The organism is Amycolatopsis acidicola (genome assembly GCF_007713735.2).
Classification (GTDB): domain Bacteria; phylum Actinomycetota; class Actinomycetes; order Mycobacteriales; family Pseudonocardiaceae; genus Amycolatopsis_E; species Amycolatopsis_E acidicola.
Genome location: NZ_VMNW02000018.1, coordinates 1 through 13,739 on the forward strand (window position 1 = coordinate 1; position 13,739 = coordinate 13,739).

Consider the following 13,739-nt stretch of genomic DNA (forward strand, 5'->3'; position numbering starts at 1 on the left):
GGCTGGCATCGGCGGGCTTGGCGGCGGGCTGGCATCGGCGGGCTTGGCGGCGGGCTGGCAGCGGCGGGCTGGCAGCGGGCTGGACGCGGCAGGCGGCGGCCAGCTTGGCGGCACGACCGCGGCGGCTGGCCTGCGGCGGGCTGGCCGCGGTCGGGCTGGGGGCGACTAGCTTGGCGGCGCGGCCGCAGCGGGCTGGTGGCGGGCTGGCCGCGGCGGGCTGGTGGCGGGCTGGCCGCGGCCAGCTTGGCGGCGGTCGGCTTGGCCGCGCGGCCGCGGCGGCTGGCAGCGGCGGTCGGGCTGGGGGCGGCCAGCTTGGCGGCGGCTGGCCGCGATCGGGCTGGGGGGCGGCTGCCTTGGCGGCGGGCTGGCAGCAGCGGCCGACTTGGCGACTTGGCGGCGGGAGGCGGCGGTCGGCTTGGCGACGCGGTTGTCCACAGGCCGGGGCCGTGACGAACGCAACCACATGGGTGCGAACTCATCGGCGCCTCACCTCGGGCCTGCGAGCGTGACCCGCAGCCACGTGGACGCCGAGTTATCCACAGCATGTGAGTAATTCGCCCAGTTGTCCACAGATTCTGGAGAAAGCGCTTTCTCCCAGCGCGGGTAGGTAGCCTTGCGCTGGGGTGGAGAAAGGACGGCCTGCCGATATGTCAACGCTGACCAGCGTGCATCACCTGGCACTCACGGTGACGGACGTGGATCGCAGCGTGCCGTGGTACGAGCGAGTGCTCGAGCTGAAGGAGGTCGCCCGCCGCGAGGACCCGGAGACGGGGATCCGCAAGGTGTTCATGCGGGCGCTGGCCGATTCGTTCTCGGTGATCCTCGTCCAGCACCCCGACACCGAACGCGGCGACTTCGACGAGCGGCGCACCGGGCTCGACCATGTCGCGTTCAAGGTGAACACGTACCTCGAGCTGAAGGAATGGGAGCAGCGCCTCGCCGACTACGGGGTGACCTACAGCCCGGCGAAAGCGTCCCGCACCCTGCCCGGCTCGGCCGTAGTGGTGTTCCGCGACCCCGACGGCATCCAGCTGGAGGTCTGGGCCGACCCGGAAAGCTGAGCCCGCTCTGTTGCGGGGATTCGGCTGCGGCAAGGCCAGGAACCCCACCGCCCCAAGGATCAACCCCGTCAGGCGGCCTTGCGGAGTTCCGGGTCGTCGGCGTCCCTGTCCTCGTCCACGGGGCGGCGCATCTCCTGCCGGTAGCGCACGATCCCGTAGCCCGTCCCGCCGACGAAGAACGCCACCGAGATCCACACCATCGCCGTCTTGAGCCAGGGCAGCGCGTCCAGCAGGCCGGCGCCGTAGTAGCCGAGCAGCACCAGCGTCGGCACCCAGAGCAGCCCGCCGAGTGTGGTGGCGACCAGGAACCGCCGCGGGTCCATCCGCGCCGCGCCCGCGATCAGCGGGGCCAGCGTGCGCACCCACGGGATCCAGCGGGCGGCGACGATCGCGAAGAAACCCTTCCGGTCCAGGAAGGCCCTGGCCCGGTCGAGGTTGCCGCGGTTGAGCACCCGCCCGCCACGGCGGGCGATGAACTTGGTGCCGGTGTGTCTGCCGATGTAGTACCCGACCTGGTTCCCGACCACCGCGACCACCAGCGCGGCCAGCGAGAGCAGCCAGGCGTTGGCGTCGGCACCGTGCGCGGCGAGCACCACGCCGGCGGCGAACAGGAGCGAGTCTCCTGGGAGGAACAGGCCGATGATCAGCGCGCATTCCATGAACACGAAGCTGAGCACGATCACCCACACCAGGGGTGGACCGGCTGTATCCAACCAGCTCACGCCGAGTGATTCGGACGCGGAGTAGACGACACTCACCCGGCGAAGCCTACGTGCCCCCGCCGAAGCGCATCCATCCGAAGGGGGGATTTGCGATATCTGTTGTCAATCACCGGCGCCCGGACCAGCGCGGAACCGCCGGGAAAACCCGGCCGGGATCCCGCGCCCGCCCGGGCGCCGGTGGTGCTACATCTGCGGTAGAGACTCGCCCTGAACTGCTTCGATGTCGAGTTCGATCTTGACCGTGGTGCCGATCGCGGCCACCCCGGCCCGGACCATCGCGTTGTAGTTGATCGCGAAGTCGTTGCGGTGGAGCTGCGTTTCGGCGTGGAACGCCGCCCGCACCCCGCCCCACGGGTCGGGGCCGTAGCCGCCGTACCGCAGGTCGAGCTCGACCGCGCGACGCTCACCGTGCAAGGTCAGCTCGCCCGCCATCGTCCAGCTGTCCGCGCCGCGTTGGCGCAGGCCGGTGCTGGCGAACGCGATCGTCGGGTACGCCTCGACGTCCAGGAACTCCGGCGAGCGCAGGTGGTCGTCCCGCATCTGGATGCCGGTGTCGATGCTGGCCGCCTTGATCTCGGCCTCGACCGAGGACTGCTCGATCGGCCTGCCGACGTTGATCCGGCCGCCAACGTCGCCGAAGCGGGCCTTGATGCTCGCGATGCCGAGGTGGCGTGCGGTGGCGACGACCGTGGAGTGCACCGGGTCGATCGTCCACGGCCCCGGCGGCGGGAGCTCGACCGCTCCCGCCATCGGCGCCAGCGGGATCTCGCCGAGCGAGCCGCTGCCGTCCGAACCGATCTGCGCCGTCCTGGCCACCGGGCTGTACCCGGCGGCCGTCAGCACCGCGGTGTAGACGCCAGGGGGCAGCGGCGTGGTGTCCACCGCCCCCGTGGCGTCGGTGACCGCACGGGCGACCTGCTGGCCGCCCATGTCGGTGACCGTCAGCACCGCGTTTTCCACCGCCCAGCCTTCGGCCGTGCGGATCTGGGCACGCAGCCCTGTCATGCCTGCTCCGTCTCCGTGTCGCCGTGCCCGGCGAACTGGTCGATCACCTGCTCGTAACCGAGGCTCACGTCGTGCGTGATCTCGCCGCCGCCCAACAGGTTCACCTGGCTGGTCGCCGGCGGGTACCCACTGGCGACCACCGTGTAATCGCCCTCGGGCAGATCGCTCACCAGGTAGCGGCCCTCGCTGTCGGTCCTGGCGACCGCCGCGACATTGCCCTCCACGTCGAGCACCGTGATCCGCGCGTCCGGGACTGCCCGATCCCCGTCGGTGCGGGCCGTACCGGCCAGCACCACGGCCGAGGTCAGCTCCACGTCGTGCCGGAGCACGCCGCTGTCCGGAACCGTCAGCAGGGTGGCGACCGGGCGCATCCGCTCCGCGCTGGCGACGAGCGTGTACGTGCCCGCGCCGACGCCGTTGAACGTGTACGCGCCTTCCGCGGTGGTGATGGACGCCCCGGTGACCTCACCGCGCGAGTCGGTCAGGGTGACCGTCGCGCCGCTGAGCGGAGTGCCGCTGCCCGCCACCCGGACGAAGCCGGACAGCTCGCCGGAACCGACCAGTGTCAGGTCCAGCCGGGCCGGGCCCTGGCCGACGACCACGCTGGAGGCCTGCGGCTGGTGCCCACCGGCCGAGACGATCAGCACGTACGTGCCGGGCCCCGGGGTGCCGATGGTGTAGCCGCCGTCGCTGCCCGCGTTGGCCCGCGCGACCTGACGGCCGCGCTGGTCGATCAGGGTCAGCGCCGCGCCGAGCACCGAGGAGCCGTCCTGCCGGCGGATGTGCCCGGTGATGGGCTGGCCGTCGGTGTCCACCGGGCTGCTCATCCCCGCCGTCGCCGTGGCGAACGGCGTGGTCTGGGCGGCGGGCTCGAAGACACCGTGCCCGTTCTCGCCAGGCCGGGCGTGCTTGCCCGCCGTGACGAGCTCCGGCTCGCGGTCGTCCAGCTGGGCGTCGATCTCGGCCCAGTCCTCCTTCTCGGCGGCTTCGGCCGCGAGCGCCGCGCTGTTCTGCGTGACCTGCGGGGACGCGTCGGCGCCCTCCGTCGGTGCGGTCTCCTGCGCGGAGCCACTGCCCTTGAGCGGGATCTCCTTCATGAACAGCAGCACCAGGAAGGCCAGCGCCGCGACACCGGCGGCGACCCAGAACACCACGATCATCGAGTTGGTGAACGCGGTGAGCACCGGGATCCGCAGGGCATCCGGCAGGCTCTGGATACCGCTGGTGTTCGTGGCCAGATCACCGGCGCCGCTGAAGCTCGCGGGCAGCTTCCCGCCGAACGCGTCCGTCAGCTTGCCGGGCAGCGCGTTGAACAGGATGGTCAGGAACACCGCGACACCGAGCGTGCCACCGATCTGCCGGAAGAACGTGGCCGCCGCGGTGGACACACCCATGTCCCGACGCGGGCCCGCGTTCTGCACCGCGATGATCAGCGTCTGCATGCAGCCACCGAGACCGAGGCCGATCACCAGCGAGAACACCATCGGCTGCCACAGCGGGCTGTCGTACTTGATCAGCGTGGCGAACAGCACCATCCCGGCGGTGATCAGCAGCGTGCCGACGACCGGCAGGAACTTGTACCGGCCGGTGCGCGCGGTGACCTGCCCGGAGATCAGCGAACCGGACATGATGCCCAGCACCAGCGGCAACATCAGCAGCCCGGATTCGGTGGGCGTGTATCCGCCGACGACCTGGTAGTACTGCGGGATCATCGACAGGCCACCGAACATGGCCACACCGACGATCACACCGCCGAGGATCGCGACGGCGAAGGTGCCGTTCTTGAACAGCCGCAGCGGGATCAGCGCGGCGTCCTTCATCACGTACTCGACGAAGAGGAACAGCACCACCCCGAAGGCAGCGACCGCGTAACAGAGCACCGCTCCGGTGGAGCCCCAGCCCCACGTGCGCCCCTGTTCGGCCACGATCAGCAGTGGGACCACGGCGACCGCCAGCGCGATACCGCCGAACCAGTCGACCTTGCTCTTGCGTGGCACGTGCGGCACGTTCAGCACCTTGGCCACGACGAACAGCGCGATGATGCCGATCGGGACGTTGATCAGGAAGACCCAGCGCCAGCCCGCGATGCCCGCGATCATGTCCTGGCCCGAGAGCAGGCCACCGAGCACCGGGCCCAGCACCGTCGAGGTGCCGAACACGGCCATGAAGTAGCCCTGGTAACGCGAACGCTCACGCGGCGGCACGATGTCGCCGATGATCGTCAGCGCCAGCGACATCAGACCACCGGCGCCGAGACCCTGGAAGGCACGGAACGCCGCCAGCATGTACATCGAGTTGGCGAACGTACACGCGGCCGAGCCCACCACGAAGATCGAGATCGCGGTGAGGAAGAAGGGCTTGCGGCCGTAGATGTCGGAAAGCTTGCCGTACAACGGCGTCGCGATCGTGGCGGTGATCAGGTACGCCGTGGTCGCCCACGCCTGCAGGTCGAAACCGTTGAGGTCGTTGGCGATCCGGACGATCGAGGTGCTCACGATCGTCTGGTCCAGCGCTGCCAGGAACATGCCGAGCACCAGGCCCGACAGGATCGTGAGAATCTGCTTGTGGGTGAGCTTCGGCCCTTCGAAATCGGCCGGCGCACCCCCCGCCGCGGCCGGTTGTTGTCGGGTGGAACTCGTCATGCGTCAGCCCCCTTGCCCTGAGCCGACATCGGGTCGGCGACTTTCGGAATGTTCGTTTCGATGCCGGTGTTGAGCCGGTCCAGCAGTTCGTTCAAGGATTGCCGGTCCTTCTCCGGCCAGTCGGCCAGCACGGCTGCCAGCCATTTGTTGCGTTGCTTGCGGTTCTCCTCGAAGACCCGCAACCCCTCCGTGGTGGGGGCGAGCAGGCAGGCCCTGCCGTCCTCCGGGTCGGCCTGGCGCTCGACCAGGCCGTGCTGCACCAGTGAGCTGCTCTGCCTGCTGATGGTGGAGATCTCGGCATGCAGCGCTTCGGCGAGCCTGCTGGTGCGTTGTGGCCCCTCGTGAATCAGGTGGAACAAGATCGCGTACGCGGCGCGCTCGATCCCGTCGGGGCCCGCAGCCGCCACCTGCGATTTGCTCTTGGTGATGAGGCGCATGAAGCGGACCAGCTGGACGCCGAGCTCGTCCGCGACGTCGAGCTCGGCCGCGGAGAACACCTCTTCCGGTGCGGCAGACGGCATCAGGATCATCACCTTCGCTTGTTTGGCGGCTGCAACTAGTTGCCTTAAGCAAGGATGCACCCGAAGAGGTTGGTTGCGCCACTCAAATAACTACCCCTGTGTCACAAAACACTTTAGTTGCCCAGAGCAACTGAATAACCGCGGGTAGTCTGTCCGGTTCGTACCGTTCAGCCCGCAACCATGCCCAGGACACTAGCCCGGGGGTACGACAATTTCCGGCGACGGGAATGCCCGTCCCAGCGGCCGCCGTTGCCGCAGTCATGACCGATGACGCCCTGCTCCGACTCCTCGCCGACCGGCCGTTCGGCGTGCTCGCCACGATCCGCAAGGACGGCAGGCCCCAACTCTCGAACGTCAGCCACTTCTACGACGGCGAAACACGCAAGATCCTCGTCTCGATCACGGACGGCCGCGCCAAGACCCGGAACCTGCGCCGCGATCCGCGCGCGACCTACCACGTCAGCACGCCCGACGGCTGGTCCTACGCGGTCGTCGAGGGCACCGCGGAACTTTCGCCGGTGGCGGCGGACCCGCACGACGACGCCGTCGAGGAGCTGATCGACCTCTACCGCAAGATCGCCGGCGAGCACCCGGACTGGGACGACTACCGCGCGGCGATGGTCAAGGACCGGCGGCTCGTGCTGCGGATCCCGGTGGAGCGGATCCTCGGTTTCGTCCGCTGACGCCATACGGAAAGAATCTTCCACACTGCGGATAACCCGCCTACGATGGCGGGATGGACGCGCTGCTGACCGAACTCCGTGCCGCCCTGGGCAAAGACGCCGTACTCACCGATCCCGACGTCGTCGCGAGCTACTCGCGCGACATGATGCCGTTGGCCCCCAACGGAAAGCCGCTCGCCGTGGTACTGCCGACGGACGTCGCCGGCGTGCAGGCGACGGTGCGCGCGTGCGCCGAAGCGAAGGTGCCGATCGTGCCGCGCGGGGCGGGCAGCGGGCTTTCCGGCGCGGCGAACGCGATCGACGGCTGCGTCGTGCTGGTGATGACGAAGTTCGACCGGGTCGTGGAGATCGACCCCGGCAACCGGCTGGCGGTCGTGCAGCCGGGCGTGGTCAACCTGGACTTCCGTACCGCGGTGGAGGAGCACGGGCTGTTCTATCCGCCGGACCCGTCGAGCTACGACTGGTGCACCATCGGCGGGAACCTCTCCACCAACGCGGGCGGGCTGTGCTGCGTGAAGTACGGGGTCACCACGGATTCCGTGCTGGGGCTGGAAGTCGTGCTCGCGGACGGGTCGGTGCTGCGCACCGGGCGGCGCACGGTGAAGGGCGTGGCGGGCTATGACCTGACGAAGCTGTTCATCGGCAGCGAGGGCACGCTCGGGATCATCACCGAGGCCACCGTCGCGCTGCGACCGCTGCCGCAGGCGCCCGGCACGCTGGTCGCGGGCTTCGACTCGACCGAGCAGGCCGGCGACGCCGTGGCGCGCGTCGTGCGCGAAGGGCTCGTCCCGTCACTGATGGAGATCATGGACGCCAGTTCCATCAAGGCGGCGGAGTCCTATCTCAACACCGACCTCGGCGCGGGCTCGGACTGCCAGGCTTTGCTGCTGTGCCAGTCGGATGCGGGTGGCGAAGCGGCACGGAGTGAGTTGGCGGCACTGGAGCAGATCTGCCTCGACTGCGGGGCGGGCATGGCCTACGCGACCGATGACGTGGCCGAGGGGAAGATGCTGCTGCAGGCACGGCGGGTGGTGCTCACGGCGCTGGAGCAGTACGGCGTGTGGCTGACCGACGACGTGAGCGTGCCCCGCACGAGGATCGCCGAGCTGATCGCGGGCTGCGAGCGGATCAGCGAGGAGGTGGGTCTGCGGATCGCGGTGGTCGGGCACGCCGGCGACGGCAACATGCACCCGACGATCGTCTACGCGCCGGACTCGGCGGACGAATTCGCCCGCGCCCGCAAGGCTTTCGACGCGATCCTCGACCTCGGGCTCGCACTCGGCGGCACCGTCACCGGGGAGCACGGAGTCGGGAAGATCAAGCGGGACTGGCTGGAACGCGAAGCGGGCCCGGTGGCGATGCGCGTGCACCGGCAGCTCAAGCAGGCACTCGATCCGGAGAACCTTTTCAACCCCGGGTCGATGTTCTCGCTGGACTAGCGGTCGATCCGGGGGATCTGCTGGGTGGCTTCCACGTCCTGGATGTGTTGCGTCGCCTCGGGGTCCTGCTCCGGGGCGAGCTTCTGCTTGCGGCGGTTGCGGGCGTACTCGACCACCAGCGGCACCACCGAGACCAGCACGATCAGGATGAAGATCGCCTCGATGTTGTTCTTGATGAACGAGATGTTGCCGAGCACGTGGCCGAGCGCGGTGATGCCGCCTGCCCAGAGGATGCCGCCGATGATCGTGTAGGTGAAGTACTTCTTCGGGTCCATCCGGCCGACGCCGGCGATCCACGTGATGAACGTCCGCACGAACGGCACGAACCGGGCCAGCACGACCGCCTTCGGGCCGTGCTTCTCCAGGAACGCGTGCGTCTTGTCGACGTACTCCTGTTTGAAGAACCGGGAGTCCGGCCGCTTGAACAGGCTCGGGCCCACCTTGTAGCCGAGGAAGTACCCGACCGCGTTGCCCAGCAGCGCGGCGACGCTCACCAGGAGGCAGACCAGCCAGAGCGGCGCGTGGATCGAACCCTGCGCGACGAACAGGCCCGCGGTGAACAGCAGCGAGTCACCCGGCAGTACCGGGAAGATGCTGCTTTCGATGAAGATGACCAGGCACAACCCGACGATGACGTACGCGCCGAACTGGGTCAGCAGGTACTCGGGGTTGAACCACTTCGGCATCAGGGCGAGCGTGGTCGTCGTCTCGGCGAGCATCACGCCATAAAACGGTACAGGGTCACCCTGTGTCGCGGCTGAGGCCGCCGTCAGAGCAGTGTGATGAGCCCGATGACGGCACCCGTGGCGAGCCCGAGCAGCACCGCGAGCGCCAGCACCCAGTACGCGGGCAGGCCGCCCGGCGTGGTTTTCGCCTTGGTGGTGGGTTGACGCGTCGTGGGCGGGCCGAGCGCGGCCCGCTCCCGCTCGAGCGCTCCGCCGTCGGCGCCCGAGAGCAGCCCGTACTGCGGCGGCAGCTGGCTGGGCGCCGCTGCCGGGTCCGGCGGCGGCGCGCTGCGCGCCTGCGCTTTCAGCGCCTCGGCCAGCAGACGCTCCGGATCCTGAAGCTCGCTCACCCCTTTCAGCTTAGTCGGGGCGGCGTCCAATCCCAGAGCCGAGCCGTACTCCGCCGGACGGCGGTATCCGGAACAAGTCGTGTCGAGGCGGCGACGAGCCCGAAAACGAGACGGCTCGAAGACACCCCGACCTGCCCTTTCCTGCGTGCCATCCGCGTGACGAGGTGGGTGCGCGGGAGCCGCTCGCGGTCGTAGACGGCCAGCGCGGCCCGGACCGATCGGGTGCGCAGCGCGGCGGCGAGAGTGACCGCGTCCTCGATCGCCTGGCACGCGCCCTGGCCGAGGTCCGGGGTGACCGCATGTGCCGCGTCGCCGAGTAACGCCACGTTGTCGCGGACGTAGGTCGGGAGCGGGTCGAGGTCGAGGATTTCGTTGCGCAGCACCGACGGCGACGCGTCGAGCAGTTCGGGGATCGGCGCGTGCCAGTCGCGCACGTCGTCGAGCGTGCCGGTCCGCGTGCCGTACGCCCAGCAGGCCCGCTCGCCGGGCAACGGATGGATCATGAAGTAGCCACCGGGGCCGAAGGTGAAGCTCCCGTCGACCTTTACCCCCGGCTCGGTGACGCCGCGCCACGCGACATACCGCCGGGCCGGGCGCGGCGCGTCCGGCACGACGGACTCGCGGAACGTGCTGTGCACCCCGTCCGCCGCCACGACCAGATCGGCCTCGGGGATTTCGCTGATGTGCCTTCCGGTTTCGATGCATTCCTCCGGCAGCTCCGCGCGCAACGCCCCGTGCAGCTCGGCGCGGTGGAACGCGGCGAGCGCGACGTCTCGCCCCTCTCGAAACCTGCGCAGGTACTTCCCGGACTTGAGACGCAGGTTGCCGGTGACCTGTGAAGCCGCCGCGTGCGCACGCACCCGGTCGCCGATGCCCACCGCGTCGAGCGCGCGCATCGCGTTGGCCGCCAAGGAAAGTCCGGCACCGACCTCGCGCAGTTCGGGCGCCTGCTCGAAAACCGTGACCGCCCAGCCGATCTTCCGCAGCGCGATCGCCGCGGTCAGCCCACCGATCCCGCCGCCTACCACCACGGCTTCAGGCATCTCGCTGATCCTTCTGGTCGAAGATCCGTTCCATGAAGCCGAAAGCGCGGTCGGCGTCGAGCAGCCGTTCCTGGTCCGGCCCGGCGAGTTCGAGCCCGCGCTGGGTGATCTGCCGGAACGACGCGAGGCTCTCGATGCGCCGGCGGATCATCCGTTCCCAGGCGTCGGACTCCATCCGGAAGTACGTGGTGCGCTCCCCGCGCCCAGTGCGCTTGCTGACCAGGCCGGCTCCGACGAGCAGGCGCATGTTGGTGGTCAGCGAGGCACGGCTGGCGCCGATCGCAGCCCCGATCCGCGCGGCGGACTGCTCGGGCGGATCGCAGATCATCAGCCAGCCGAGGATGCGGCCCGCGATCGGCGGCTGGCCGTACTGCTCAGCGAGGAAGACCGAGACCCGCTCGACCCAGTCGAGCACCTCGTCGCTCATGCCAGCAGATGCTAGCGGTAACTAGCATCAAGTCAAACCCATTCGCCGCGGCGGAGCACTCTCAGCGGGCGAAGGTCCTGGTCCAGCACCACCAGGTCGGCGGCGAGCCCGGCCTCCAACGCGCCCGTCTCCTCGGCCAGGCCGAGCAATTCCGCCGGGCGGGCCGAGGTGGCGCGGACCGCGTCGGGCACCGTGAGCCCGGCGCCGCGGACGAGGTTGCGGAAGGCGACGTCCATGGTCAGCGTGCTGCCCGCCAGCGCGCCCGTCTCGGCGACCGTGGCGACACCGTCCCGGACGTCGACCTCCAGCCGACCGAGGTGGTAGCGGCCGTCGGCGGCATCGGTGGCCGACATCGCGTCGGTGATCAACAGCGTCCGCCCGCGCCCGGCGTGGGTGGCGGCGAGGCGCAGCACGGTGGGGTGGACGTGCACGAGATCGCAGATCAGTTCGACGGTGACCCGCTCGTCGTCGAGCAGGGCGCCGATCGGGCCCGGTTCGCGGTGGTGCAGCGGGCGCATCCCGTTGAACAGGTGCGTGCCGACGGTGGCGCCCGCGTCGATGGCGGGCCGGATCTGCTCCTCGGTGCCGTCGGTGTGCCCGATCGCGGCGATGACCCCGGACTCGGCGAGCTGCCGGACCGCGCGCACGCCACCGGTCAGCTCCGGCGCCAGCGTGACCATGCGGACCGCCCCGTGCCCGGCGCGCAGCAGCGCGTCCACGGCGGCCGCGTCCGGTTCGAGCAGCACCGCCGGGTCGTGCGCGCCGCAGCGGGCCTCGGCGATGAACGGGCCCTCGAGGTGGATCCCGGCGAGCTCGCCCTCTTCGACCAGCTCGCGCAGCGCGGCCTGCTGGTTCACCAGCGCGCGGATCGGCTCCGAGACCAGGCTGGCCAGCAGCGTCGTGGTGCCGTGCCCGCGGTGCGCGTGGATCGCGCGCAGGATCTCCTTGGGGTCACCGCTGGAGAACGAGCCGCCGCCACCGCCGTGGCAGTGGGTGTCGATGAAACCCGGCACGACGAGCGCGCCGTCCAGTTCGACCGTCGTTCCGGGCGGCGGGGTACCGGTGCCGACGCCGGAAATCCGCGCACCGGACACCGACAACCAGCCGTCATCGACCAGGCCTTCGGGGAGTGCCAGCTTGCCGCCGGTGAGCACGAGGTCCGTCACGGGACCCAGCATATATTGGTCTGGACCAACAGCGGTGAACTCAGCCGCCCATCGCCTTCTGTAGCGATTCAAGCGCCCGGCTCGCGGTGGATTTGACGGTCCCCTTGGAAATCCCGGCCGCTTCGGAGATCTCGGCTTCGCTCAGCCCGCCGTAGTAGCGCAGCACGAGCACCTCGCGCTGCCGCGGCGGCAGCTTGCCCAGCGCGCTGACCACGGCCTGGTGCTCACTCGACAACATCGCCAGGCTTTCGGCCGAGCGGGCGTTCACCGCGTGCGGCGGCACGTACTCGCGCGCGGTCTTCCGGCGGCGCAACACACTCCGCGACCCGTTCACCACTGCCGTCCGCAGGTAGCCGACCGCGGCCGCCGCGTCGCGCAGCCTTCCCCAGTTGCGATGCAGCCCGGTGAACGCCTCCTGCACCACGTCCTCCGCGGTGGCGGGCTCGTCCACGAGCAGGATCGCCAGCCGCACCAGCCGCATGCGGTGGGTGCGGTAGAGATCTTCCAGTGTCAGCGGCGCGGCGGGCTGGCTCGGCGCCTGTTCGAGCCCGTCGATGGTGCGCAAATGTCCCAGTGTGGCCTCGACACTGCGTTCCGCACTGCCTTCCGGCATGTATGTCCTGCCCGTCCCTCGCCCGTCGTCAATCCTTCAACGCGCGCCAAGGGTATCGGGTTGCACCGGGTCGGCCCAGAGGTCACGACCGGTAGCGTGCGGGCAGACATCCGCAGTCGCTCGGGAGGCGTTCGATGGCCTGGTTCCTGGTGCAAACCCGTTATGTGCCGGAGAAGTTCGCGGCGGTCCGGCCGCGGCACCGCGAGTACCTCGCGAAGCTGGCGGAGGAGGGCGCCTGCGCCGTGGCCGGTCCGTTCGGCGACGGCAGCGGCGGTGTGATGATCTTCCAGGCCGAGGACGAGCAGGCGCTGGGGAAGATCCTCGACGCCGACCCGTACCACCTCGAAGGCGCGCTCGCGGAGCGCACCGTGCGCGAGTTCTCGCCCGTCCTCGGTTCCTGGGTGCCGTAGCCGTCAGCGGGTGGCGGCGCGCCCGCCGTGCCCGGTGATCGCGGATTCCCGCGCCCCGCGGGCCTTGATGTCCTCGATCGCCGCCTTGTCCGCGGCCGGGATCCGGGTGCGCGAGCCGAGTTCGATGATCGGCGGCAGGAACGCGCGCAGCAGTTTCAGCGCGCCGACCCACTTCGGCACGTGGATGGTCCGCGCCCGCTTGAGCACCCCGGCCTCGAGGTGGTCGAGCGCCACGTTCAGCGGGTACGTCTTGCCGAGCAGGCCGGGCATGCTGCCGCGCACCTTCCCGAAGACCGGGTGCGCGTCGGCGCTTTCGACCAGGTCGGTGCGGATCCACGTGGGGTGCGCGACGCCGACCTTCACGCCGAGGTGCGCGACCTCCGCCCGCAGGCTGTTGCAGAACGCCTCGACCCCGGCCTTGGCCGCGGCGTAGTTGGCCATCCCCGGCGCGTGCGTGATCGCGGCCAGTGAAGAGATCGCGAGCAGATAGCCCTTGCTCTCGATCACGTGCGGCAGGGTGACGCGGAACGTGCGCCAGACGCCGAGCAGGTCCACCTCGAGGACCTTCTCGAAGGCGGCCCGGTCGATGGAGCGGACGAATCCGGTGGTCGCGATGCCGGCGTTCGCGATGACGATGTCGATCCGCCCGAAGTGCTCGACGACCCCGGCCGTCGCCGTCTCCAGCGCGTCCCAGTCCGTCACGTCGGCTTCCCAGGCGTGCGCCGCCGGGCCGATCCGGTCGGCGACCTTCTGCTGCTCCTCGGCTTCGATCCCGACGAGCGCGACCTTGGCACCCTGCGCGGCGAGCCGTTCGGCCAGCCCCGCGCCGATGCCGCGCGCAGCTCCGGTGATGAGCACGACCTTGCCCTTTACGTTGGCCATACCCCGCACCGTACCGCACCCTACCGTCAGTAAGCTACTCCCCAGTAGGG

At 70.0% G+C, this 13,739-nt stretch carries 15 protein-coding genes; 4 read left to right on the forward strand and 11 right to left on the reverse strand.

Features of this window, described 5'->3' with window-relative positions:
• Nucleotides 1–647: 647 nt before the first annotated feature.
• A complete protein-coding gene (locus tag FPZ12_RS14815; protein WP_144747178.1) occupies nucleotides 648–1,061 on the forward strand; it encodes a VOC family protein in 414 nt (137 codons plus the stop codon).
• A gap of 68 nt (nucleotides 1,062–1,129) precedes the next feature.
• Here the strand turns inward: FPZ12_RS14815 and FPZ12_RS14820 are convergent, their stop codons facing one another.
• The 4 genes from FPZ12_RS14820 to FPZ12_RS14835 all read right to left on the reverse strand — a co-directional run bounded on the left by FPZ12_RS14820 (nucleotide 1,130) and on the right by FPZ12_RS14835 (nucleotide 5,951).
• Nucleotides 1,130–1,819 (reverse strand): DedA family protein, encoded by a 690-nt coding sequence (locus tag FPZ12_RS14820; RefSeq protein WP_144747177.1) that lies wholly within the window; start codon nucleotides 1,817–1,819, stop codon nucleotides 1,130–1,132.
• Between the two features lie 147 nt (nucleotides 1,820–1,966).
• Nucleotides 1,967–2,788, reverse strand: a complete 822-nt coding sequence (locus FPZ12_RS14825) for a YceI family protein (protein WP_144747176.1) — start codon at nucleotides 2,786–2,788, stop codon at nucleotides 1,967–1,969.
• Nucleotides 2,785–5,430: an MFS transporter gene (locus FPZ12_RS14830; RefSeq protein ID WP_144747175.1), complete on the reverse strand. Its 2,646-nt coding sequence runs from the start codon at nucleotides 5,428–5,430 to the stop codon at nucleotides 2,785–2,787. The genes FPZ12_RS14825 and FPZ12_RS14830 overlap by 4 nt, the downstream gene beginning before the upstream one ends.
• A complete protein-coding gene (locus FPZ12_RS14835) occupies nucleotides 5,427–5,951 on the reverse strand; it encodes a MarR family winged helix-turn-helix transcriptional regulator (protein ID WP_144747174.1) in 525 nt (174 codons plus the stop codon). The genes FPZ12_RS14830 and FPZ12_RS14835 overlap by 4 nt, the downstream gene beginning before the upstream one ends.
• 260 nt (nucleotides 5,952–6,211) lie before the next feature.
• On the opposite strand from FPZ12_RS14835, the gene FPZ12_RS14840 reads away from it, so the two are divergent.
• Together FPZ12_RS14840 and FPZ12_RS14845 are read left to right on the forward strand one after the other, a co-directional pair.
• Nucleotides 6,212–6,634: a PPOX class F420-dependent oxidoreductase gene (locus tag FPZ12_RS14840; RefSeq protein ID WP_144747173.1), complete on the forward strand. Its 423-nt coding sequence runs from the start codon at nucleotides 6,212–6,214 to the stop codon at nucleotides 6,632–6,634.
• A 53-nt stretch (nucleotides 6,635–6,687) separates the two neighbouring features.
• Nucleotides 6,688–8,073, forward strand: coding sequence for an FAD-binding oxidoreductase (locus FPZ12_RS14845; protein WP_144747172.1), 1,386 nt, complete (start codon nucleotides 6,688–6,690; stop codon nucleotides 8,071–8,073).
• Here FPZ12_RS14845 and FPZ12_RS14850 read toward each other — a convergent pair.
• Genes FPZ12_RS14850 through FPZ12_RS14875 form a run of 6 tightly spaced genes read right to left on the reverse strand, consistent with a single transcriptional unit; the run spans nucleotide 8,070 to nucleotide 12,397 of the window.
• Nucleotides 8,070–8,795 carry a DedA family protein gene (locus FPZ12_RS14850; protein ID WP_144747171.1) on the reverse strand — a complete coding sequence of 242 codons (726 nt, stop codon included), beginning with the start codon at nucleotides 8,793–8,795 and terminating at the stop codon, nucleotides 8,070–8,072. The two genes, FPZ12_RS14845 and FPZ12_RS14850, sit on opposite strands and share 4 nt — an antisense overlap.
• A gap of 47 nt (nucleotides 8,796–8,842) precedes the next feature.
• A complete protein-coding gene (locus FPZ12_RS14855; RefSeq protein WP_144747170.1) occupies nucleotides 8,843–9,148 on the reverse strand; it encodes a hypothetical protein in 306 nt (101 codons plus the stop codon).
• Nucleotides 9,149–9,153: 5 nt separating this feature from the next.
• Nucleotides 9,154–10,191 carry an FAD-dependent monooxygenase gene (locus tag FPZ12_RS14860; protein WP_144747169.1) on the reverse strand — a complete coding sequence of 346 codons (1,038 nt, stop codon included), beginning with the start codon at nucleotides 10,189–10,191 and terminating at the stop codon, nucleotides 9,154–9,156.
• On the reverse strand, nucleotides 10,184–10,618 hold the full coding sequence (locus FPZ12_RS14865; protein ID WP_144747168.1) for a GbsR/MarR family transcriptional regulator: 435 nt from the start codon (nucleotides 10,616–10,618) through the stop codon (nucleotides 10,184–10,186). Before FPZ12_RS14865 ends, FPZ12_RS14860 begins: the two co-directional genes overlap by 8 nt.
• Before the next feature lie 32 nt (nucleotides 10,619–10,650).
• A complete protein-coding gene (nagA, locus tag FPZ12_RS14870) occupies nucleotides 10,651–11,796 on the reverse strand; it encodes an N-acetylglucosamine-6-phosphate deacetylase (RefSeq protein ID WP_424923607.1) in 1,146 nt (381 codons plus the stop codon).
• Nucleotides 11,797–11,824: 28 nt separating this feature from the next.
• A complete protein-coding gene (locus FPZ12_RS14875; RefSeq protein WP_144747167.1) occupies nucleotides 11,825–12,397 on the reverse strand; it encodes a SigE family RNA polymerase sigma factor in 573 nt (190 codons plus the stop codon).
• A 134-nt stretch (nucleotides 12,398–12,531) separates the two neighbouring features.
• Here FPZ12_RS14875 and FPZ12_RS14880 point away from each other — a divergent pair, with 134 nt between their 5' ends.
• Complete coding sequence (locus tag FPZ12_RS14880; RefSeq protein ID WP_144747166.1) at nucleotides 12,532–12,807, forward strand: YciI family protein; 276 nt, start codon at nucleotides 12,532–12,534, stop codon at nucleotides 12,805–12,807.
• Nucleotides 12,808–12,810: 3 nt separating this feature from the next.
• On the opposite strand, the gene FPZ12_RS14885 is transcribed toward FPZ12_RS14880, so the two are convergent.
• A complete protein-coding gene (locus FPZ12_RS14885) occupies nucleotides 12,811–13,689 on the reverse strand; it encodes an SDR family oxidoreductase (RefSeq protein WP_144747165.1) in 879 nt (292 codons plus the stop codon).
• Nucleotides 13,690–13,739: the final 50 nt, after the last annotated feature.

Bases quoted from the DNA above. Each gene is read 5' to 3' on its own strand.
- FPZ12_RS14815 (WP_144747178.1), top strand. From the start codon at position 648: ATGTCAACGCTGACCAGCGTGCATCACCTGGCACTCACGGTGACGGAC.
- FPZ12_RS14825 (WP_144747176.1), bottom strand. From the start codon at position 2,788: ATGACAGGGCTGCGTGCCCAGATCCGCACGGCCGAAGGCTGGGCGGTG.
- FPZ12_RS14830 (WP_144747175.1), bottom strand. From the start codon at position 5,430: ATGACGAGTTCCACCCGACAACAACCGGCCGCGGCGGGGGGTGCGCCG.
- FPZ12_RS14835 (WP_144747174.1), bottom strand. From the start codon at position 5,951: ATGCCGTCTGCCGCACCGGAAGAGGTGTTCTCCGCGGCCGAGCTCGAC.
- FPZ12_RS14840 (WP_144747173.1), top strand. From the start codon at position 6,212: ATGACCGATGACGCCCTGCTCCGACTCCTCGCCGACCGGCCGTTCGGC.
- FPZ12_RS14845 (WP_144747172.1), top strand. From the start codon at position 6,688: ATGGACGCGCTGCTGACCGAACTCCGTGCCGCCCTGGGCAAAGACGCC.
- FPZ12_RS14860 (WP_144747169.1), bottom strand. From the start codon at position 10,191: ATGCCTGAAGCCGTGGTGGTAGGCGGCGGGATCGGTGGGCTGACCGCG.
- FPZ12_RS14865 (WP_144747168.1), bottom strand. From the start codon at position 10,618: ATGAGCGACGAGGTGCTCGACTGGGTCGAGCGGGTCTCGGTCTTCCTC.
- nagA (WP_424923607.1), bottom strand. From the start codon at position 11,796: ATGCTGGGTCCCGTGACGGACCTCGTGCTCACCGGCGGCAAGCTGGCA.
- FPZ12_RS14875 (WP_144747167.1), bottom strand. From the start codon at position 12,397: ATGCCGGAAGGCAGTGCGGAACGCAGTGTCGAGGCCACACTGGGACAT.
- FPZ12_RS14880 (WP_144747166.1), top strand. From the start codon at position 12,532: ATGGCCTGGTTCCTGGTGCAAACCCGTTATGTGCCGGAGAAGTTCGCG.
- FPZ12_RS14885 (WP_144747165.1), bottom strand. From the start codon at position 13,689: ATGGCCAACGTAAAGGGCAAGGTCGTGCTCATCACCGGAGCTGCGCGC.